This is a genomic window from Evansella vedderi (assembly GCF_030813435.1).
Lineage (GTDB): Bacteria > Bacillota > Bacilli > Bacillales > Salisediminibacteriaceae > Evansella > Evansella vedderi.
On record NZ_JAUSUG010000010.1, the window covers coordinates 1 to 19,901 of the forward strand.

Sequence of the window (19,901 nt, forward strand, 5' to 3'; positions counted from 1 at the left end):
CTGATTTGGTTTTTTGTTTTTTCTCAATAAACATTCTTACCAAATTAATCTACGAATTTACGAGTAAGGAGCTAGTTTCGTTCATGATAACTCGTCGCACTAGCGTGCTCCTGTGGGGTCTTCAGCTATTGCTTTTCCCGCTGGAGTCGCCGCCTTCCACTCCTTCGAGAGTGCAAACAACAACACGGACTTCGTATTTTTAGGCTAGACCTCTAGGCAATAGTAATTTTGCACCATGGAGAATGAATATACAAGTTTTTATTGCAGTTGGTGTGAGCGGAAGCCTACGAGAAGCCGACTGTCTCTTCCTCTACAAGCTTATGCTTAGTAGCCTATGCGTTGAGACAACTCGAAGCTTAGTCAAAATGTAAATGCTCGTTCCTGCGGGAACAGCGAGCCAGGCAAGACCACACAGGGCGAAGACCGTGGGGGCTTGACAGGTCGTCCTTGGAAAGGGAGTGGACCGTAGCGAATGACAACTAGATTCGAATTCTCAGGATAGACCCCCATACAAATACATTTGCACCATGGATGATGAAAAGTGCCGGCAACGGCTCCGCTCGCCGCGCGGTATCTAGGAGAAGAGCGCTCATAGATACCTTTGTAAAGATTGCGGCGGCTTCGCTCATTTTAGTATTTTGTTGAGGAAAATACTTACAATAATTTTCAAGTGTGGCAAACCATTTATTAGGAAAAATAACAGTGTATTTAAATGTTATGGAGGTTAGATAATGTATGGATAAGCAAAAGTTAGCACCCCATGAGTCGGTAGACTTACATGAAATAATAAACTTTAAAACACTGTGTTTAGCCAAATCAAAGTTAATGCAAGGACTTGTTTTTGACCAAGACCTTAAGAATCTTATGCAAAAGGACGTGGAACAAACCATAAAAGATCTGTCTGACTTACAAACAATTTATGAGCGGGCACCATTTGAAGCCCCTGTACCAGAAAGTCGTCCTACACCAATTATCAACTGAAAGGAAGGTAAACAACATTGAACCAAGATTATCAAGATCCCATTAATTCATTAAATGTTCCTGAGCTTGCAGATACAACATTTGCCGTGGACTTCCTTATCCGTTCAAAAGAAGGTGTGAGAAACATTGCTACAGCACTAACGGAAACGGCCTCACCTGATGTTAGAGCTCTTCTGAGGAAACAGCTTATGCAAGGCATTGCCATGCATCAAGAAATTACAGAACTTATGGTCGAAAAAAAATGGTTCCACCCCTATGAACTTAGTGAGCAGTATAAGTTAGACCGGCTTTCTGCCAAGAATACAATCATGATCGGCAATATGAATCTTTTTCCAACGGAAACAAATCGAAAAGGGATGTTCGATCGAACACCTGATGAACATTGACATTGGAGGTAACATTACATGAAGGCAGTAACCTATCAAGGCATCAAAAATATTGTCGTAAAAGACGTGCCAGATCCCAAAATTGAAAAACCTGATGACATGATTATTAAAGTAACAAGTACGGCTATTTGTGGTTCTGATTTGCACTTAATCCACGGTTTTATTCCTAATATGCAAGAGGATTATGTCATTGGTCATGAACCAATGGGGATTGTGGAAGAGGTTGGACCTGAGGTGACAAAGGTAAAAAAAGGTGATCGTGTCATCATTCCCTTTAATATAGCATGTGGGGAGTGTCATTATTGTAAAAACCACTTAGAAAGTCAATGTGATAACGCCAATGAGAATGGTGAAATTGGCGCTTATTTCGGCTACTCAGGGAATACTGGCGGATATCCTGGTGGCCAAGCAGAATACTTACGAGTTCCTTATGCCAATTTTACACATTTTAAAATTCCTGAAACCTGTGAAGAGCCTGATGAAAAATTAACGGTTATTTCCGATGCCATGACCACTGGCTTTTGGAGTGTCGATAATGCCGGTGTAAAAGATGGAGATACCGTTATCGTTCTTGGTTGTGGTCCTGTTGGTCTTTTTGCTCAAAAATTTTGTTGGTTAAAAGGAGCAAAGAGAGTAATAGCTGTAGATTATGTAGATTATCGATTGCAGCATGCTAAGCGTACAAACAATGTAGAAATCGTAAATTTCGAAAGCCAAGAGAACGTTGGCAGCTACCTAAAGGAAATCACAAAAGGAGGGGCAGATGTTGTCATTGATGCCGTTGGTATGGATGGAAAAATGAATGATTTAGAGTTCCTCGCCAGTGGATTAAAGCTTCAAGGTGGAACATTAAGTGCCCTTGTTATTGCTTCTCAAGCCGTTCGCAAAGGGGGGACGATTCAAATAACTGGAATTTATGGCGGCAGATATAACAGTTTTCCGTTAGGAGATATTATGCAAAGAAACGTCAACATTCGTTCTGGACAAGCTCCTGTCATTCACTATATGCCATATATGTTTGAATTAGTTTCCACTGGGAAGATAGATCCTGGAGATGTAGTCAGCCATGTGCTACCCCTTAGTGAAGCGAAACACGGCTATGAAATTTTTGATACGAAAATGGACGATTGTATAAAAGTAGTGTTGAAACCATAGGAATAGGAGGTTATAACGGATGGATTATGCTTTACATGAAGTCCTCGAGGTGCAAGAGTTGGCCGCATTTAAGACCGTTTGCTTAACGAAGTCGAAAACAATGAAAGGGCTAGTTTCCGATCCGAAGCTAAAGGACATTATGCAGCGAGATGTTGAGACTTCAACAAGACAGTTACAGGAATTTACCTCCATCTTATCCAAAGCAAAGCATTAGTTAGGAGATGAAGAAACATGAATAAAATAGTTGAAAAGTTAACCGGCATGGATGCACTAACGGACCAAGTAGTTGCCATGGACTTATTAGTATCAGCCAAAAGTGGAGTTAGAAATTATGCTATGGCAGTCACAGAAGCAGGAACCCCTGAGATTAAAGAAATACTTACTCGCCACTTAGAGGAAGCACTTGAGCTCCATGAACAAATCTCAAACTATATGATAGAAAAAGGATGGTACCATGCTTGGGATACGGACGAACAAATCAAGTTAAACTTACAAAATATAGACACAGCTTTAAAATTGCCTACCCTTTAAGGGGACTGACCCCCCAGAATGTTAAAGTCTTAACGCTCTGGGGGGATAAACGAATAAAAAACCAACCACTACTGTAATCTTACTCCCTTAAGCTGTTAGCTATTCCATCATACTTCTTCTAGCCATTGTAACTCTTCTTTTGTTAATTCAATCTTTGATCCTTTTAAGCACGATTGTAATTCTTCTTCGTTCTGTGCTCCAATAATGGCGCTAGTAGGGAAAGATTGATTTAGTACATAAGCTAACGCTATTTGAATGGTGCTTACTCCCTTTTCCTTGGCCAGCTTTTCTGCTCGGGCATAACGCTCCCAGTTTTCTTCATTATAAAACACCCGTACTAAGTCTTCGTTGCTTCGATCCTCAGGGGTAAATCGCCCAGTAAAGAAGCCCCTTGCTTGTGAGGACCAGGATAGGAGGGGCATTTGTTGTTCTTCGTACCATTGGCAGTCAGACTTATAAGCAGATATACACCCTTCCCAATAGGGTTCCTTTGCTTTTGCTAAGCTTAGATTTGGACTACTGAATGTGAAGCCAACTAACCCCTTGGAAGCTGCATATTCATTAGCCTCCTGTAAACGTTCTACACTCCAGTTGGATCCGCCGATAGCTTTAATTTTTCCAACTTGAATATATTCATTTAAGGCATCGATAATTACACTCACTGGTACGTTAGGATCATCACGGTGGAGTGCATATAAATCCACATAGTCGGTACCAAGGCGCTCTAAGCTTTCCTCTAAATCCTTCGCAATGGCTTCAGGGTTTACACGGACCCCAGTCTCATCGGGATGGGCTCCCTTTGTAAGGATAACAACATCCTCGCGGTTATTCCGCTCCTTTAACCAATTACCTATGGCTATTTCACTTTGCCCTCTACCATAAACGTGGGCTGTATCGATGGTATTGCCACCTATCCTCATAAAATTATCAAGAACAGCATTCACCTTTTCTTGAATGTCAGGGTTAAAATAATCTGAACCTTGGATAAGGGTAGACACTTGTTTGTCTAGACCTTTTATTGCAATGGTGTCCATGGTAATTCCCTCGGAGTTCATCTCGACCCGTCGTCTTTCCGTTGCTGATGCTAAGCAAGCATCCAACACCTTCATATTTAAAACGGCATCCCTTGCAGGGAACGTCAGTGCCTCTCCAGTGAGAATGCTTTTCCCAATAGCATCTGCTTGAAGAGCGTATTGGTTCAACTTTGGCACTTCCACTTCCCTACGTCCTTCCCCAGTAATAACAAAGAAATTATCACCTTCATTTTGGCCAACGACAAAGGCAGACGGAACTTCAATTCGACCTTCTGTCCCCACGATTTCCAATGTATTTCGGAAAGTGGCCCACATTCCGCAATCAAACGTTAGGGCAACACCTTTATCAAATTCCAGTATGCCAGAAGCCATCATATCCACATAATCATGTTTCTCTGAAAAGAAAGCATGAACCGTTGCAGCTTGAGGTTCCTGTCCTAACAGCATACGTGCAGCACTAATAGGGTAGACACCCACATCATACAAAGAACCACCACCCCATTCTTTTACATATCGAACGTTCCCCTTATCCTTGGCATTATTAAAGGTAAAGGTTCCGTGAATAGCGCGGACCTCTCCGATTTCACCAGAATCCATCATTTCACGTATCCTCGTATATCGAGGGTGATAGCGATACATAAAAGCTTCCGCAAACACAACGCCTGCTTTATTACATGCTTCCACCATTTCTTCTGCTTCTATCGCATCAAGGGCTAATGGTTTCTCGCACAAAACATGCTTCCCCGCTTCTGCAGCACGAATGGTCCATTCCTTATGTAAATGATTCGGCAACGGAATGTAAACGGATTCAATTTCAGGGTCTGCAAGTAATTCTTCATAGCTTCCATAGGCCAATGGTATGTTCCATTGTTGCGCCACTTCTTTAGCCTTGTCAACATCGCGGCTTGCAATGGCAGCTACCTCCCCCGTCTCTGACTGTTGAATACCAGGAATAACAGAATTTTTGGCAATATTAGCCGTTCCTAAAATACCCCATCGAATTTTCTTCATTATCAACCTTCCCTTCTTAATTACTGTTAGTTAGTATAAAACTATTTTGGTAAGAAAAGTAGAATAGCAGATTAAGAATCTTAATCCTCACCTAACTCCAACATAACATTTGTACACTCAGATTAGGCTCTTTACTAATTATTCTTCAAACAATTTTTCCCCTCGATGGAGTCTAATGGCAATTTTAGCTGTATGGGACGTATCTCTTGAAGTTGGTGCATGGGCTGCTAAATAACGACTGGCGGCAATAATCAACGTTTCCTGTGCCCTCCTAGAAATCTCGGAATCTTCCCCTTCCCACAAACGATGCTCCATAATCGCCCCCTCATACATTTGGAAGGTATGAAAGTCTGCATTTTCCCTAAGAAGAGCATGACCGAGAATGTTAAAAAATTCCTTTACGTCTCCCCCATTAGCTAAATAGTTTACCACCCATTTCGCCGCCTCGTCTGTTTGCTGTTGTTTATCTAGAAGATCAAGAAAGGCCTTAGGTTCCTCTACTTGCTGTGAAGGTTGGTTTGCTTTGGGCCTTCGAGCGGAAGGTATATTGAGAAAACGGTCTAAATAAATACTCATAGCCCCGTGAAAAACAGCACGAGTTAGTTCTGGCGTCGTTGATCTCCGTAAAGCTTGGTGAACGGCATGGGCATGAGTGAATGTATGTAACACCGTGTCCCAATCTCTAAATTCGTTTTGCACATGGAAGCGAGCTACCCGTTCCCCCGCCGCTAACGCTACTAATTGGGCAAGACGAACAGGGGATTTTCCCTTTTGTAACGCCTCTATTAATAGATTAACTGTTTCAACAGGATCATCACTTAGTAACTGCTCCACTAAGTGGTCCTCATTCAGGCCTATTGATTCATTTGCTTGCTCTTTGTTTATATCTATGTTTTCCAGTAAGGCAAAGGCTTTCTTTAGCGGCCCCACTAAATTAACCGGTGCCTGCCAACTGTGGGATTCCTCACTTCGACTAGCACTGCTTAATTCCGGTATCAGAGAGGTGAGAATATATTCCCGGTTTTCTTCTTGTAGCTGCTCTAGCATTTCAAAGGCTTTGTTATGGAAATCTAATGTGTGACCAATATTCATGTAAAAATGGTCCGTGATTGCCGTCATCATCATGTCAGATAGCTCCTCTGGCGTTGCCCCTAGCTTAATAGCAGTTAGTAAGACTCTCTCTGCTCCTTGGACATCACGAACTTCAATGTTATTTCTATACCATTTTGCGAGCTGGGAAATCTCCGGTTGTTCTGCTGCCTCATTTAATGGTAATGGGTCAAGTAAAAATCTTGTCCCCATCCCTGCACTTTCTCTAGCTACATGAACGAGCCCTTGGTATAAGGCGAGAATTTTCCCGTTTTTATCAAGGTACGGCAGAATATTGGTCATGGCCGTTAAGATAGTAAGTCCAGATCGCCACCCATTCCAACGATGCTTCGTACCAAACTCCACACCAATTTTGGCAATCGATTTCGTGTCTACTCCAGCCTCCACTAATCCTACAACAGCCTTAGCAATGACGAGACTAATGTTTTGTTCAAGACCATCCTTTAATCTCTTCTTCAGCTTGACCACCGTTTGCTTATCAAAGGGTTCAGGGGTAATCCACACTTCCCCATCCTTTATTTCCACGGGATAAGTGGGGACATCATCCGCCCATGGATCTAGCGTCCCTCCGCTTTTTAAGTCAAAACGGGCATGGTGCCAATGGCACGTGAGAATCCCATCACATGTACTTCCCATATGTAGTGGAAATCCGAGATGAGGGCATCGGTTATCTACGGCGTAAATGCTATTTTCATGATGGACAACAGCAATCCCGTGTTTTCCCCCTTTAACAACCTTTACCCCTTCCTCTTTCAACTGTTTCTCCGAACAAACATGTACCTTTTCACTCATTTGGACTATACCTCCTTGAAGGAAAATACGTTTGTTTGACATGCTGATCTTATGTTTTAACTCGATTGGAGTTCCTACCTAATATAGTATCACATACAGTCTGAATTTTCTCACAATATATATTTAATAGTGGTTTAGATGGGGGAGAATGGTTTATTAGAAGAATTAGGAGCGAATTTACATATTTTAATAAAAATTTGTAAATATAAGTTTGAATTTATTAAGCGCTGGGTAATGTACATAGGAATAAAAGTATTTCAAAGGAACATAAGCTTAAATTTAGGATAAGCTTTTGTTCTAGTTTTACACTGACGCGATCACGATGTTGCTACTATCTACAGTATTTAACGAGGGAGGAATTTTTGTGAATCGTTCTAAGGTGATGTACAAAAACGAAATGTATTTTATGTTATTCGAATATGCTAGTGGCCAGGTAGAAATCAAGAAAGAAAACTCCTATGCTAATGATATTAAATTAGTTAGAAAAGACGAGATTCACCCAGTAGAAAGCTTACATAACCTACAATGATAAAACAGCTATCAATATGAGACATACAAAAACGCACAGATTTGATCTGTGCGTTTTTCACCCGAATTAGACAAATTGGTTCTAGTCCCCACCAATGGATGAAACCCTTTTTAATAATGAGGTTTTTTCTTCCGGAGTTCCTTCGGTACTTGCTTTTTCCATTCGTTTAATATCCAGTTGAAGGAAGATGGAAATAAGGGCGGCCACTAGAATCAATCCGGTAAAAACATAGAACACTGGAATATAGCTTGCCGTAGCTTCCCTAATTTGGGATACGAGCATTGGTCCTAATATTCCCCCTAAGGACCATGTCGTTAATAAATAACCATGGATTGCCCCTAGCTGTTTGGTGCCGAAAAGATCGCCAATAAAAGCTGGCAAGTTGGAGAATCCTCCCCCATAACAGCTAACGACAATGAAGACGAGTGCTTGGAACAATAGGACATTTCCAATATTCGGCATTGTTAAAAAGGCTATGAATTGTAGAACGAAGAAGATGATAAACACCGTCGGACGGCCGATATAATCGGAAATGGCTGCCCAGCCGAGCCTTCCTCCACCATTAAATATCCCCATTAAACCAACCATCGTAGCTGCCCCAGCTGCCGATAATCCGACTACCTCTTGGGCCATTGGTGAGGCTACTGAAATCATCATGATCCCTGCTGTCACATTGATGAGCATCATGCTCCATAGCATCCAAAAGCGTCTCGTTCTAACTGCTTCCTTTGCCGTAAGCTGAGACAAATCCTTTTTCAGCACTTGCTTACCCGATTCAATTGCCTTCTTCATTCCCTCCGGCATCCAGCCTTTCGGAGGTGGAGCGATATACGACGCTCCAATCACCATTAGAATAAAATAACTTATTCCAAGAATATAGAAAGTTGCTGGAATTGTCACTGCTTCCATGAGAAACGCTGCAACTGGGGCAGTGATGAGTGCCCCTGCACCAAACCCAAGTACGGCCATCCCCGTAGCTAATCCTCTACGGTCTGGAAACCATTTTACTAGTGTGGAAACTGGTGCAATATAACCAAGCCCCATCCCTAAGCCGCTAGCAACCCCATAGGTTAGTATAAAAAGAGTTAAGGAGTCAATAGCAACGGCTATCCCTGCACCTGCCTGCCCTAGCCCGAATAGGATTGACGCGAGTATGGCTGATTTTCTAGGACCATTTCTTTCAACAAACGTTCCGAAGAAAGCTGCTGCAATACCGGCGAGGGCCATCATAATCGTAAAGGATAAGGTAATTCCAGTTACAGACCACCCCATCGTATCTCGAATGGGATTCGTATAAACACTATAAGCATAAGCGGCACCGATGGATAAATGAATAGCAATGGCGGATAAAGCGATTAACCATCTATTCTTATTCACTTGCATTCCGTTCCCCCCTCTTTGTTATACGTTCACCAAATTGTACGGGACCGGGTTTCCGAACTTTTCGTCACAAAATTGTGCGGGACCCGGTCCCGGTATTTTAGTCTTCCATTGTTGACAAGTCCCCTGTTGGTAGATCTAGCTCCCAGGCCTTAAGTACTCTCCTCATGATTTTTCCGCTTCTTGTTTTTGGCAACGAATCTTTAATTTCAATTTCCCGAGGTGCAGCATGGGCAGCTAACCCCTTTTTCACGAAATTACGGATGTCTTCCTCCAGCTCTGCACTTAGCTCATAGCCATCTCGTAAGGAAATGAAAGCTTTAATAATTTCTCCCCGGACAGGATCAGGTTTACCAATGACCCCTGCTTCTGCTACTGCAGGATGCTCCACAAGTTTGCTTTCAACCTCAAATGGACCAATCCGCTCCCCTGCGGTCATGATCACATCGTCCACACGTCCTTGGAACCAGAAATACCCGTCCTCATCCATGTACGCCGAGTCCCCTGAGACGTACCAATCTCCCGGAAGAAAGTATGATTGATACTTTTCTGGACGATTCCATATAGCTCTCATCATAGACGGCCAACCCTTTTTAATGGCTAGATTACCCATTCGATTTGGAGGAAGCTCATTCCCTTGGTCATCTACAATGGCAGCCACTACCCCTGGAATTGGTTTCCCCATGGAACCTGGTTTAATTTCCATAGAAGGATAATTACAAATAAGCTGTGCACCCGTTTCGGTCATCCACCACGTATCATGTATTCTCAAGTTCATTACTTCCATTCCCCACCGGACAACTTCAGGATTTAACGGTTCACCTACACTCAAAACGTGTCTTAAGGAAGATAGATTATATTTTTCAATAACTTTAGCTCCTGCACCCATTAACATTCGGAATGCTGTAGGAGCACTATACCAAACAGTCACTTTATTTTCTTCAATCGTTTGGTACCAATCGTCAGGGCTAAATCTCCCACCGCGGATTACATTGGAAGCGCCGACCAGCCATGGTGCAAATATTCCATAAGAAGTTCCAGTGACCCATCCCGGGTCTGCAGTACACCAATAAACATCGTCATCCCTTAAGTCCAGCACCCATTTTGCTGTTTGGTAATGCTGAATCATGGCATTATGGACATGTAAAACGCCTTTTGGCTTCCCTGTTGAACCGGATGTGTAGTGAAGAATCATTCCATCCTCTCTATCTACCCATTCAATATCTAAAGATTTACTGGCTCCATCGAAGCGTTCATAAAAATCTATTAGTTTAGCATCCTCCTTCACTTCATTCCCAACCACAAGGACCTTCTCTAGGTCAGGGAGTTCCTCTACTGGAACACGTCCTAATAATTCAGGGTTAGTAACAAGCACCTTTGCACCACTATCCTCTAAACGATCCTTTACTGCCCCTTCCATAAATGCCTCAAATAAAGGCCCTACAATAGCTCCAAGCTTCAATGTACCAAGGAGCAGGAAGTAAAGTTCCGGTGTACGAGGCATGAAAATAAACACCCGATCTCCCTTCGCTACGCCAATATCCTTTAAAACATTTCCTGCTTTGTTGGAGAGATCCTTCATCTCCTGGAACGTATACTCCTCATTCCGAATTTGATCGGAATAATATAGAGCTACCTTATTCGCCTTATCCGAGTTAGCATGTCGATCAATGGCCTCATAGCCCATGTTCACGCGGCCCGTTTCATTCCAGGTAAAATGCTGTTCTGCCTCCTGCCATTGAAAGGAGTTATATATGTCTTGGTAATTTCCTAGGTTGCTAGTTTCCGTTTGAGAAGAAATAGTTTTTGAGATCATTGTTTGCCTCCTTGGTTTTTAAAAATTTTTTCGTGCACTTTTCATCTGTGAAACCTTTCACCAATTTAAAGCGCTTACATTTTCCCTTGTAAACTTTCCAACATACTGATACTAGAAACTTAAAGATATATTTTCATATTTTAGAGGAGACAAATGAATTTGTGACAAAAATTTGACAGAAAGGAATATAAGTAGATAAAATAAAAATAAATTTGATCAATACGAAAAATTCTAAATATTATGTATCGGAGGCGTGGGATCTTGGAAAGTAAAGTAGTCCGACAATTTTCCAAATTTATTGAAGATTGGGTTCCAAAGGATGCTTCCATTGCCATTGCAGGGGGAGATAAGTACATCACTTATATTCCTGGAAACCATGACATTCGTATAAAACAAGGGCAGCCCATTCCTTCTGGCAGTATTACTGAGCGTGTGTACAAACAAAAACAGAAGGTAGAATCCTTTGTTGACAGGTCTGTCTTCGGTGTACCGTATTATGGTGTAGGTTATCCCCTAGAGGACAGGGAAACTGGCTTCACAGGGGCTTTAACGGTAATTTTACCGCCCAATTATTCTAAGGAAGCAATCCACCCCCTAACGTATATCGTTGGGAGGAAAGAGGATCTCTGGGTACCTTTATCACTGGAGCAAATTGTTTATATTGAAAGCTATCAGAAGAAAACGATCGTCTATACAAAGGATAATTCCTACCATTCTAAGTACCCTTTGAAAACATTGGAGATCCGCCTACCTGAATTGTTTATACGCATTCATCGTTCTTACATTGTAAACATCTCTTACATTAAACAAATTTCCCGGGATATTGCCTCTAATTTAGAGGTCACATTGAATACATCCAACCAGCCAAAACTAGCCATCAGCCAAAGCTATGTTCAGAGTGTCAGAAGGAAAATGGGGTTTTGAAAGAACGCTTGGGTCCAAACCCAAGCGTTTCTTTTATGTCAAGGGTAAAATCAGAAATATTTCCTATTGCATATGAATTATTAACATTTTTCAACATTTATGTTAAGAATGTTTACCATGTTTCCCCCACGATTTATAGTTAGGTCAACGAACTTTTATCGTGGGGGAATAAAAAATGAACATTAGAAACGTACAATTACCACTACAAACACTGAGCTTAGTTGCTGGCTTTATGGTATGGGTGATGTTATCACCGCTCATGCCGTATATACTACAAGATATTCCTTTAACAAGTAACGAAGTCGCCCTCGTAACAGCGGTGCCTATCATACTAGGCTCCCTTTTACGGATCCCATTAGGTTACTGGGCAAACCGATTCGGGGCAAGAAGAATTTTCTTCCTCTGCTTCGTTGTCCTGCTCCCACCCATTAATTATATTAGTTTAGCTACGAGCTTTATTGACTTACTCATTGGTGGTCTCTTTTTAGGGGTAGGAGGCGCGATTTTTTCCATCGGAGTTACTTCTTTGCCAAAGTATTTTCCGAAGGAACGGCACGGAACGATTAATGCCATTTATGCCCTTGGGAACCTGGGAACAGCCATTACCTCCTTCCTATCCCCAATTATCGCTGGAGCGATTGGCTGGAGTTCAACCGTTCAGCTGAGTTTATTATTAATGGCCACCTTTGCCTTATTAAACTTTATATATGGTGATAAACGGGAGCCTACAGTAACCACACCTTTACTAAAACAAGTAAAAGGTGTATATAAAAGCAGCACCCTTTGGCTCCTATGTTTCTTCTATTTCATTACCTTTGGGGCATTCGTTGCCTTTACGGTTTACTTACCGAATTTTTTAGTGAGTCATTTTGGGCTCAGTGCAGTGGATGCTGGGGTTCGCACAGCTGGATTTATTCTACTTGCCACATTAATTCGTCCACTCGGTGGATGGTTATCGGATAAATATAATGCATTAGTAATTCTCATGTTTGTATTTGGGGGACTTACCTTTGCAGGAGTACTATTAGCGTTAATGCCTAACTTCACCCTGTATACGATCGGCTGTTTAATAGTTGCCCTTTCTGCCGGAATTGGAAACGGCGCTATCTTCAAGCTTGTTCCACTCTATTTTTCTAAGCAAGCAGGAATCGTCAATGGTCTTGTAGGGGCTATGGGAGGACTCGGTGGCTTCTTTCCACCGATTATCCTAACCTTCCTTTACGGCATTACAGGCCATTATGCCATTGGCTTCATGGCCTTGTCCCAAGTGGCATTGGCAAGCCTGATTCTCGCTATATGGATGTTTTATCAGGAAAAATTAAGCCTTGCATCTAATGCCATTGAATCAACAGCGGGTGCCGTAATGATTACAGATACGAAGGGTCGTATAAAAATGGTGAACCCTTCCTTTGTGAAAATGACGGGCTATACATTTAAGGAAGCTGTTGGGGAAACACCGCGACTATTGAAATCGGAGGAGCATGGACCAGAATTCTACAGTAAAATGTGGCAGCAAATTAACAAAGAAGGTCATTGGCAAGGGGAAATTAGGAATAAGCGAAAAAATGGGGAGATATTCTTAGTTTTATTGTCCATTACCCCTATTAAAAACGAACAGCATGATATTATAGGCTACGTGGGAATGCTCACCGATATGGAAAAAAGCTTCACATTGCAACACGTTTGATACAATCAAAGCCCACTATGAGTTGTTTCTCATAGTGGGCTTTCGTTAGTGAAAAGCATTTTTAAGATTATAGCTCTTGCATATTTTCGGCAATAGTTTGTACATTTTCACCAACTAAATAATCAATTTCCTTGATTAATGTTTGGGTTTCTGGGTTTACACCAGCATATCCCCTATAAATAGTTCCCTCATCTACATTAACAAATCCTAACTCAATGGCAAATTCATAATTTACGTCGGTGACAACATCAAATTGCAAGCCGTATTCATCAATTATTTGTTGATGCTCTTGAGGAGTAGATGGGCTTATAGCAATAATATTAATACCATCGAATAGATCGAGATTTTCGTTCAGCTCAACTAGCTGACTAACACAAAGTCCTCAGCCAATTCCAGTGAAGTATAAATACAACGTTTTTTCCGTGGGCTCTAACGAAACGATCTCTCCCGCTGCATTAGGGAATGCTAACTGGAAAACTTCCGGGTTATATGTATCCACTTCACTTGCCCCATTATTCCCGCCACAAGCGGACAAAACGAGACTTATCAAGAGAAGAAAAAGCAACTGCCAATTTACATATTTCACATGTATCCCCTCCCTTCTTCTCTTATTATTAATGGATTATACTATCTAAAAAAGAATATTACCACGCACACACATTTTTTTCCTCTAATAGAGCTTCGTATTTGTTAAGTGAAAAATTACGATTAACATGGTAACCTTATTTTAAACAAGACGAAATGAGGAAAGGGAATATCATGATAATTAGACAAGCGAGACACGATGATTGGAAAGGGATTGCCCAGGTACATGTAGATTGTATGCACAGTGCCTATCAAGAGTTTTTACCATCTGATGTTTTAGATAAGTTTACATACGCCAATCGTGAAAAGCGTTGGGAAAAGGACCTGCCAAAGGCCATAGGTAAAGGAACCATGACATTTGTAGTAGAAAATAAACAAGGGGAAATTGTCGGCTTTGCCCTCGGAGGAACAATGCGAGATCCCCGTTTACGAATTAGTTACATAGGCGAGCTATACGGGATCTACGTCCATCCTGATTTTCAAGGACAGGGATTTGGGAAAAAGCTATTGGAAACGGTAGCCCAACACCTGGCTTCCCTCGACCTACCATCCATGGCACTGTGGACCTTTAAAGGCCATCCATCCTGCAGCTTTTTTGAATCCCTTGGCGGTGAGAAGGTTTATGATAAGAAAACAACGATTGCAGGAAAGGAACTAAAGGAATATGCCTACGGCTGGGATGATTTAAAAAGCTTTTCTGTTGCAGCGGAAGGATTGAACTAAAAGAATGACAGGCAGAAGGTTGAATCGGAAAGCAATATGGTGCCCTTTGTAGGACCATAGAACTTTGAAAGGTCACCATAAATCAGTTATGGTGACCCTTTTGTACCCAAATATAGTAGGAAAGGTAACTATGAGCTATTCAGAGTTATCCTAATGAAGGCTTATGCTTTTGTCCATTCTGTGGAAAGCTCCACATTTGCTGCTTTTAGGGTTTGAAAAACAGGACAACGGGCTTCAGATTTTATTTGCAGCTCTTCAATTCGTTCCGCAGGCTCATCCGTATCAAGGACTACTCTTAGTGATACAGTCTCAAAGTATGTTCTAACAGAGGGGTCTCCCATGAGTCCCCGAAGATCTAAGTTTCCGTCTGTTTTAAACTCTACCCCACGCAGGTTAAATTCCATTTCCTTTGCTACGAGGTTGATCACGACATTTTTGCAAGAAACTAGGGCTGCTAATAAGGTAGAAAGTGGGTCCGCTCCAGCATCCTTCCCGCCCATGCTCTCCGGTTCGTCCAAGACAAGGGTATGTTTTCCTGCTGCTACCTCTGTTTTCATTCCTTCACTTTTACCTGTAATACTCACTGTAAATTGTGTTGACATGACTATTTAAACCTCCTGTTTAGTTAATTCCACTTTAATGGCTTCTGCGGCCGCCTTTAAGTTACCAAGCTTTGCAGTGGCGATTTCCGGCGTATTCATTGGTCGTTGGGCAAACGTGCCAAACCCACAATCGGGATTTAGAAACAGTCGTTCAAATGGAATAAATTTGGCCGCTTCCTTCACCCGCTCCACAATTTGCTCCACTGTTTCCACTTCGGGAATACGGGGATTCACCACACCTAAACCAATTTCCATATCAGAATCCTTAAACTGCTCCAATGCCTGTAATTCCCCTGCCCGAGGTGTAGCATACTCTAAAACGAGCTGGTCAAGGTTTAACTTGGCTAGGTGAGGTATCAACGGGTAATAAGGGCCCCGTAACAAAGTATCCTCCTGTGTACTCCAGTTCCCCCTGCAAATATGGAGGCCAATTTTCGTACCTCTCCCCCTCATCCCTTCCGTCACTTTATTCAGTAGTCCCATGGCAAAGGCTAGCTCTTCCTCTGCATCGGCCTTCGCCGTCAAAGCACCACACATAAACGTACGGTTGGCATTCTTTTGGGTAAACACAAGCTCCGTCAAAACTGGTTCATCCAACTGGATAAATGGTACTCCAGCTTCAATCAAGTCTTCAATCTCTTCCCTTAAAACAGCCACGATATCCTCTGCTAAATCTTCCTTCGTAGGGTAGGCCTGGACAGATAATCCTTCTACCCACATGGAACGGGTGAGTAAATAAGGACCTGGAATGGCTACCTTAACAGCTTTTTCCGTGTGCTCCTTTGCAAATAAATACTCATCTAATGCAATGGGCTTCTTTCTGCTGATCTTCCCCGCCGCAGCCGGATTTGTTAAGGAAAAGGCCGGTACATCAAGGGTCCCGAGGATTTCCTCAAAGCTAGCCTTATCCTCCACATACTCTAGGAGGTCTGCTACTGACAGCATTTTCACATTTTCAATTTTGTCGGCAACGAAGGAAATGAAGTTATCCCGGCGCTGCTCCCCGTCAGTAATAAGGTCAAGCCCTGCTTCTTCTTGGTATTTAATACACTCAATTACTGATTCGTCTGCGATTCTATGAAACGCTTCTTCCGTAATTCTTCCGGCCCGCCTGTCCCGTAAGCCCTTGAGGACTTCCTTCGAACGGGGCCAGCTCCCCACAACTGTTGTTGGTAGAAGTGGAAATGTCATGTTTATCACACCTTATTTCGTAAAGTTATTACTAGACGATGGAAAAATTCAGTTGGATTTGGATTGAATCTTTTAAAGTCTGATAGATTGGCGAACGGTCCAACGTGATTTTCCAAACATCCAGTAGTTCCTGTTCGTCATTAGGGGAGGAAATATAAAGGGTCCCTATTACCTCTGTTACTTTTGGACTTCCTGTATCTTCTAGCTCCATATGATACAATACATTATCCAGCTTTCCCTTTAAGGTCACCTCCATATGGTCAATGACGATGTTTCTACGAGAACTATGGGACTTGAAGCCCACCACCAAGGAAGACGACAAGGAAGCTAGTAAATAATCCACGGCACTTGGTGCTTCCACCTTGGCACTGAATTCCGCCGGTTGCCCCACTAGGAAACTATGATTTCTAGAATGAACCTTCGCTGTAAGGCCATCGCTGTTACTAGTTCTAACTACCCATTGATATCCCTTTGCTGCTTGTAGGTCATCCTCTAAAGATACCGTTTTCCCACCTTTTTGCACAAAGTAACTGGTCCAGTTCTCCCCCAGTTCTGAACCTAGAAACTCATGTTTTGCCATGCGACACCAGGCAGGGAGGTCCTCCGCCACTGTTCTTTCGCGGCTTCGCACTTCTAACACCTGTCCCGCTGCTAACGGGTCCATACTTTTTTTTATAATCAAAAGAAGGCCTGAACCACAGTCCAGGTCTCCCCCATCGCACATACTATCCGCAATTAACTGAGACATGACTGAATTCTCCTTATTTAGTATGTAATGGATGCGGCACCTTCAGAAAGGAATTCCACAACTTTAGCACCACCAACGATGGTTGCTCCGTCTACTAGATTGTCTTCGTTTAGCTCGCGCTTCTTGTGACAAGGGCTGCATACCCAAATGATCCCTCCCGCTTCCACGAACTGATCCATTAAACCCTTCAGTGGTGCAAAACCTGGCTCATGAATATCATCAGCATATCCTTTTTCTGATAAGTAAGCGCCATCAATATTTAGGAAAACTACTACTTCCTTTCCAGATGCTACCGCTGCGTTGGCAACAACAAATGCTACCGTCGCTCTGTCTGTGTCGTTCTTTCCGTTTGTTAAGCTCACTAGAAATTTGTTTGTCATGTTAATTCTCTCCTTTTTTTATAAAAAAATGGGTTTTCATGAGTCCTTCACTTTGGCTGTAAAGAAGCGTATGGCCTTGCATACGGCACCATGCTGGAATATCTTCTACTGCCCCTAGATCGTAGGAAATAACTTCCATAACCTGACCTGGTTGTAGGGTCTTCATTTTCAGGAATACATTCATGATGAGCTCACCACAGCCAATGGGACCAGCATCGTAAACGAAATCAGTATTAATTTGTGGTTGTATAACTATCACCTCACAAATGGACTCTATTCTCTTTTCATTTGAATAACTTAAAGTTATAACTATAATAATAATATGTTATAAGGAGTTATTAGTAAATATGTATAAAAAATAAGTCACAAAATCGACAAACATTTGTCTTATTGAGTTGGTTCGTGGAGAATGAAACGGCAACTAACCTTATATCGTTGAATTCGCGTTTTAACATAATCCCAAACAAAAAGGGAGCGGCACGCCGCTCCCTCAACACTCTAAATCTTCTAAAAGCTCTTTTCCAATTCATCTACGATTCTACCTACATTTGTAATGGCGTCACTTATTACCTTCGTGGACGACATATCCAGTCCTGCATCTTGAAACAGCTCTAATCCAGGTTTGGATCCACCTAGTTTCAATACTTCTGTCCACTGCTCCCCTGCAGTAACCCCCTCCTGTTTGATCTTTTCCGCAATAACCGTAGAAGCGGAGATTCCTACAGAATACGTATAAGGGTACAAACCCATATAGTAATGGGGCTGTCTCATCCACGTTAGTTTTGCCCCTTCATCAATCTCCACAGTGTCACCCCAGAACTCAGAAAGAATATTTCCTTTTGTCTCACTAATCAGAGCTGTAGTTAAAGGTTGCTTCCTTTCGGCTAATTTATAAAGCCGTCTCAATAACTCCGCCTCCAACACATGGGTCACACAATTGTGATGGTAGCTCATCATTAAATACATATTTAACCACCGGTGCAATCGCTTATCGTCCCGTGTTTTTCGCAAATACTCCACGATCAAATGCTCCACTAACGTAGATGGCGACTCAACAAAAAACAGAGGCATAGAATTATTAATCAGACGTTGGTTTTCGTGGGCTAAAGTAAAATGGATGGCATGGCCTAACTCATGACCAAGAAGTAGCACGTCAAAAAGGTTTCCACCCCACGGATAGAAGGAATACCCATGTACCCCATGCACTCCGCCGCCGAAGGCAATCATTCTCCGCCCCACATTATCTGCCCGGTACACCCACCGCTCGGAAAAAACTCGGCTCATTCGGTCCTTATATTCTGAACCAAGAATGCTAACTGCTTCCGTTATAATTTCCCCTGCTTCTTCATAAGTAATTTGCGGATCAAAGTCCGGATCTAACGGAGCTTTCACATCTGCAAAACTAAGGTAATCCAGCCCCAGCTGTTTTTTTCGCAAACGGGCATAGCGCTGCATATGGGGAGATAGTTCCCTCTTAAAGGTGTCTAAAATCTCCTCAAAGAACTCAGAAGAAATAGCATCACATTCAAAGGTTGAATTAGTAGGTGATGCATACTGTAAATGCATATCTAAGGCAGATGGATATCCCCTGAGTTTTGCTAGGGTAACATTCTTCTGTATCTCAGAAGATAAAGTTTTTGCCAAGCCATGCTGATACTTCCCAAGTCCCTTTGATAGAGAATCATAGGCATTTCTCCGTAAAATCGTATCCGGTGAGGTTTCCACTTGTGTCATGTACATAAATAAGGAAATGGGGACTTCTTTTCCATGCCGGTTTTTTACAGGTTCAAATTTCATGTCAGAGGCTGTTATCGTTTGATATAACCCACTAGGGGCATTTAACGTACTTCCAAGAGAAGTAAGCACATCTTCTAAATCGGGGGAAAGAGTGTGCTCACGTGCTTTTTCGATTCGGTCTAGGAATTTCTCGTAGTTTACAAGTCCCTTTTCTTCCTTCTTATATTCCTCAAGTTTTTGAGTAGGAATATCCATAAGTCCATTCACATAGTTTGTCTTAACACTGTTCGCTTTTTCTTGTAAGTGTTGAGCTCGTCCCATCATCGTTTGGTTACGGGAGTCCGTTCCATCTTCTGTGTATTTATAGCTGGCATAGCTCACAACTTTCCCTAAATCTACTAGTAGGTTATCGTACGTACGGATAGCTTCCAGAACATCAGAAGCATTGGAAAAATAAATTGTTTGTGTTAAAAGCTCTTCCACCTCTCTCTCTAATTGGATAAAAGCATCCTCCCATGCTTTGTCGCTTTGGAAAATTGGTGTAAGATCCCATGTTTCCTCAACTGGTACTTGATCCCGAGTAATTTGGCTCATAACAT

At 42.2% G+C, this 19,901-nt stretch carries 20 protein-coding genes and 2 pseudogenes; 9 read left to right on the forward strand and 13 right to left on the reverse strand.

The window, feature by feature from the left end:
- Positions 1–735 precede the first annotated feature (735 nt).
- From J2S74_RS12865 to J2S74_RS12885, 5 genes are read left to right on the forward strand one after another with little or no spacing between them, the layout of a single operon-like run.
- Positions 736–981, forward strand: coding sequence for a spore gernimation protein GerQ (locus J2S74_RS12865; RefSeq protein WP_307326201.1), 246 nt, complete (start codon positions 736–738; stop codon positions 979–981).
- 17 nt (positions 982–998) lie between these two features.
- A complete protein-coding gene (locus J2S74_RS12870) occupies positions 999–1,367 on the forward strand; it encodes a spore coat protein (RefSeq protein WP_307326202.1) in 369 nt (122 codons plus the stop codon).
- Between the two features lie 18 nt (positions 1,368–1,385).
- On the forward strand, positions 1,386–2,522 hold the full coding sequence (locus J2S74_RS12875; RefSeq protein ID WP_307326203.1) for a zinc-dependent alcohol dehydrogenase: 1,137 nt from the start codon (positions 1,386–1,388) through the stop codon (positions 2,520–2,522).
- Positions 2,523–2,541: 19 nt separating this feature from the next.
- A complete protein-coding gene (locus tag J2S74_RS12880; RefSeq protein WP_307326204.1) occupies positions 2,542–2,736 on the forward strand; it encodes a hypothetical protein in 195 nt (64 codons plus the stop codon).
- 17 nt (positions 2,737–2,753) lie between these two features.
- Positions 2,754–3,053, forward strand: coding sequence for a spore coat protein (locus tag J2S74_RS12885; RefSeq protein ID WP_307326205.1), 300 nt, complete (start codon positions 2,754–2,756; stop codon positions 3,051–3,053).
- A 107-nt stretch (positions 3,054–3,160) separates the two neighbouring features.
- Here the strand turns inward: J2S74_RS12885 and J2S74_RS12890 are convergent, their stop codons facing one another.
- The 3 genes and pseudogenes from J2S74_RS12890 to J2S74_RS12900 form a co-directional block, all read right to left on the reverse strand.
- A complete protein-coding gene (locus J2S74_RS12890; RefSeq protein WP_307326374.1) occupies positions 3,161–4,087 on the reverse strand; it encodes an aldo/keto reductase in 927 nt (308 codons plus the stop codon).
- An 18-nt stretch (positions 4,088–4,105) separates the two neighbouring features.
- Positions 4,106–5,098 (reverse strand): annotated as a pseudogene (locus J2S74_RS12895) (Gfo/Idh/MocA family protein); the annotation flags it as partial.
- A 138-nt stretch (positions 5,099–5,236) separates the two neighbouring features.
- A complete protein-coding gene (locus J2S74_RS12900; RefSeq protein ID WP_307326206.1) occupies positions 5,237–7,000 on the reverse strand; it encodes a Rieske (2Fe-2S) protein in 1,764 nt (587 codons plus the stop codon).
- A gap of 364 nt (positions 7,001–7,364) precedes the next feature.
- On the opposite strand from J2S74_RS12900, the gene J2S74_RS12905 reads away from it, so the two are divergent.
- On the forward strand, positions 7,365–7,529 hold the full coding sequence (locus J2S74_RS12905) for a hypothetical protein (RefSeq protein WP_307326207.1): 165 nt from the start codon (positions 7,365–7,367) through the stop codon (positions 7,527–7,529).
- Positions 7,530–7,610: 81 nt separating this feature from the next.
- Here the strand turns inward: J2S74_RS12905 and J2S74_RS12910 are convergent, their stop codons facing one another.
- The gene (locus J2S74_RS12910) at positions 7,611–8,912 is read right to left on the reverse strand and encodes an L-lactate MFS transporter (protein ID WP_307326208.1); all 1,302 of its coding nucleotides are present in this window, start codon (positions 8,910–8,912) and stop codon (positions 7,611–7,613) included.
- A 97-nt stretch (positions 8,913–9,009) separates the two neighbouring features.
- Complete coding sequence (gene acsA / locus J2S74_RS12915; RefSeq protein WP_307326209.1) at positions 9,010–10,725, reverse strand: acetate--CoA ligase; 1,716 nt, start codon at positions 10,723–10,725, stop codon at positions 9,010–9,012.
- A 261-nt stretch (positions 10,726–10,986) separates the two neighbouring features.
- Between acsA and J2S74_RS12920 the strand changes: the two genes are divergently transcribed.
- Entirely contained in the window at positions 10,987–11,649 is a 663-nt protein-coding gene (locus J2S74_RS12920) for a LytR/AlgR family response regulator transcription factor (RefSeq protein ID WP_307326210.1), read from the forward strand.
- Between the two features lie 175 nt (positions 11,650–11,824).
- Positions 11,825–13,336: a nitrate/nitrite transporter gene (locus J2S74_RS12925; RefSeq protein ID WP_307326211.1), complete on the forward strand. Its 1,512-nt coding sequence runs from the start codon at positions 11,825–11,827 to the stop codon at positions 13,334–13,336.
- 67 nt (positions 13,337–13,403) lie between these two features.
- Here J2S74_RS12925 and J2S74_RS12930 read toward each other — a convergent pair.
- Positions 13,404–13,700: pseudogene (locus J2S74_RS12930) on the reverse strand (redoxin domain-containing protein); the annotation flags it as partial.
- 18 nt (positions 13,701–13,718) lie between these two features.
- Positions 13,719–13,922 carry a hypothetical protein gene (locus J2S74_RS12935; protein WP_307326212.1) on the reverse strand — a complete coding sequence of 68 codons (204 nt, stop codon included), beginning with the start codon at positions 13,920–13,922 and terminating at the stop codon, positions 13,719–13,721.
- 173 nt (positions 13,923–14,095) lie between these two features.
- Between J2S74_RS12935 and J2S74_RS12940 the strand changes: the two genes are divergently transcribed.
- Positions 14,096–14,644 carry a GNAT family N-acetyltransferase gene (locus J2S74_RS12940; RefSeq protein ID WP_307326213.1) on the forward strand — a complete coding sequence of 183 codons (549 nt, stop codon included), beginning with the start codon at positions 14,096–14,098 and terminating at the stop codon, positions 14,642–14,644.
- 161 nt (positions 14,645–14,805) lie between these two features.
- Here the strand turns inward: J2S74_RS12940 and J2S74_RS12945 are convergent, their stop codons facing one another.
- The 6 genes from J2S74_RS12945 to J2S74_RS12970 all read right to left on the reverse strand — a co-directional run bounded on the left by J2S74_RS12945 (position 14,806) and on the right by J2S74_RS12970 (position 19,896).
- Positions 14,806–15,246 carry an OsmC family protein gene (locus J2S74_RS12945; protein ID WP_307326214.1) on the reverse strand — a complete coding sequence of 147 codons (441 nt, stop codon included), beginning with the start codon at positions 15,244–15,246 and terminating at the stop codon, positions 14,806–14,808.
- A 6-nt stretch (positions 15,247–15,252) separates the two neighbouring features.
- The gene (locus tag J2S74_RS12950; RefSeq protein WP_307326215.1) at positions 15,253–16,437 is read right to left on the reverse strand and encodes a cobalamin-independent methionine synthase II family protein; all 1,185 of its coding nucleotides are present in this window, start codon (positions 16,435–16,437) and stop codon (positions 15,253–15,255) included.
- A gap of 31 nt (positions 16,438–16,468) precedes the next feature.
- Positions 16,469–17,185: a sulfurtransferase TusA family protein gene (locus tag J2S74_RS12955; protein WP_307326216.1), complete on the reverse strand. Its 717-nt coding sequence runs from the start codon at positions 17,183–17,185 to the stop codon at positions 16,469–16,471.
- Positions 17,186–17,202: 17 nt separating this feature from the next.
- A complete protein-coding gene (locus J2S74_RS12960) occupies positions 17,203–17,565 on the reverse strand; it encodes a DsrE family protein (RefSeq protein WP_307326217.1) in 363 nt (120 codons plus the stop codon).
- 1 nt (position 17,566) lies between these two features.
- Positions 17,567–17,824: a sulfurtransferase TusA family protein gene (locus J2S74_RS12965; protein ID WP_307326218.1), complete on the reverse strand. Its 258-nt coding sequence runs from the start codon at positions 17,822–17,824 to the stop codon at positions 17,567–17,569.
- Between the two features lie 248 nt (positions 17,825–18,072).
- Positions 18,073–19,896 (reverse strand): M3 family metallopeptidase, encoded by a 1,824-nt coding sequence (locus tag J2S74_RS12970; RefSeq protein ID WP_307326219.1) that lies wholly within the window; start codon positions 19,894–19,896, stop codon positions 18,073–18,075.
- Positions 19,897–19,901: the final 5 nt, after the last annotated feature.

Bases quoted from the DNA above. Each gene is read 5' to 3' on its own strand.
- J2S74_RS12955 (WP_307326216.1), bottom strand. From the start codon at position 17,185: ATGTCTCAGTTAATTGCGGATAGTATGTGCGATGGGGGAGACCTGGAC.
- J2S74_RS12940 (WP_307326213.1), top strand. From the start codon at position 14,096: ATGATAATTAGACAAGCGAGACACGATGATTGGAAAGGGATTGCCCAG.
- J2S74_RS12865 (WP_307326201.1), top strand. From the start codon at position 736: ATGGATAAGCAAAAGTTAGCACCCCATGAGTCGGTAGACTTACATGAA.
- J2S74_RS12875 (WP_307326203.1), top strand. From the start codon at position 1,386: ATGAAGGCAGTAACCTATCAAGGCATCAAAAATATTGTCGTAAAAGAC.
- J2S74_RS12880 (WP_307326204.1), top strand. From the start codon at position 2,542: ATGGATTATGCTTTACATGAAGTCCTCGAGGTGCAAGAGTTGGCCGCA.
- J2S74_RS12950 (WP_307326215.1), bottom strand. From the start codon at position 16,437: ATGACATTTCCACTTCTACCAACAACAGTTGTGGGGAGCTGGCCCCGT.
- J2S74_RS12970 (WP_307326219.1), bottom strand. From the start codon at position 19,896: ATGAGCCAAATTACTCGGGATCAAGTACCAGTTGAGGAAACATGGGAT.
- J2S74_RS12960 (WP_307326217.1), bottom strand. From the start codon at position 17,565: ATGACAAACAAATTTCTAGTGAGCTTAACAAACGGAAAGAACGACACA.
- J2S74_RS12885 (WP_307326205.1), top strand. From the start codon at position 2,754: ATGAATAAAATAGTTGAAAAGTTAACCGGCATGGATGCACTAACGGAC.
- acsA (WP_307326209.1), bottom strand. From the start codon at position 10,725: ATGATCTCAAAAACTATTTCTTCTCAAACGGAAACTAGCAACCTAGGA.
- J2S74_RS12900 (WP_307326206.1), bottom strand. From the start codon at position 7,000: ATGAGTGAAAAGGTACATGTTTGTTCGGAGAAACAGTTGAAAGAGGAA.
- J2S74_RS12910 (WP_307326208.1), bottom strand. From the start codon at position 8,912: ATGCAAGTGAATAAGAATAGATGGTTAATCGCTTTATCCGCCATTGCT.
- J2S74_RS12945 (WP_307326214.1), bottom strand. From the start codon at position 15,246: ATGTCAACACAATTTACAGTGAGTATTACAGGTAAAAGTGAAGGAATG.
- J2S74_RS12925 (WP_307326211.1), top strand. From the start codon at position 11,825: ATGAACATTAGAAACGTACAATTACCACTACAAACACTGAGCTTAGTT.
- J2S74_RS12890 (WP_307326374.1), bottom strand. From the start codon at position 4,087: ATGGACACCATTGCAATAAAAGGTCTAGACAAACAAGTGTCTACCCTT.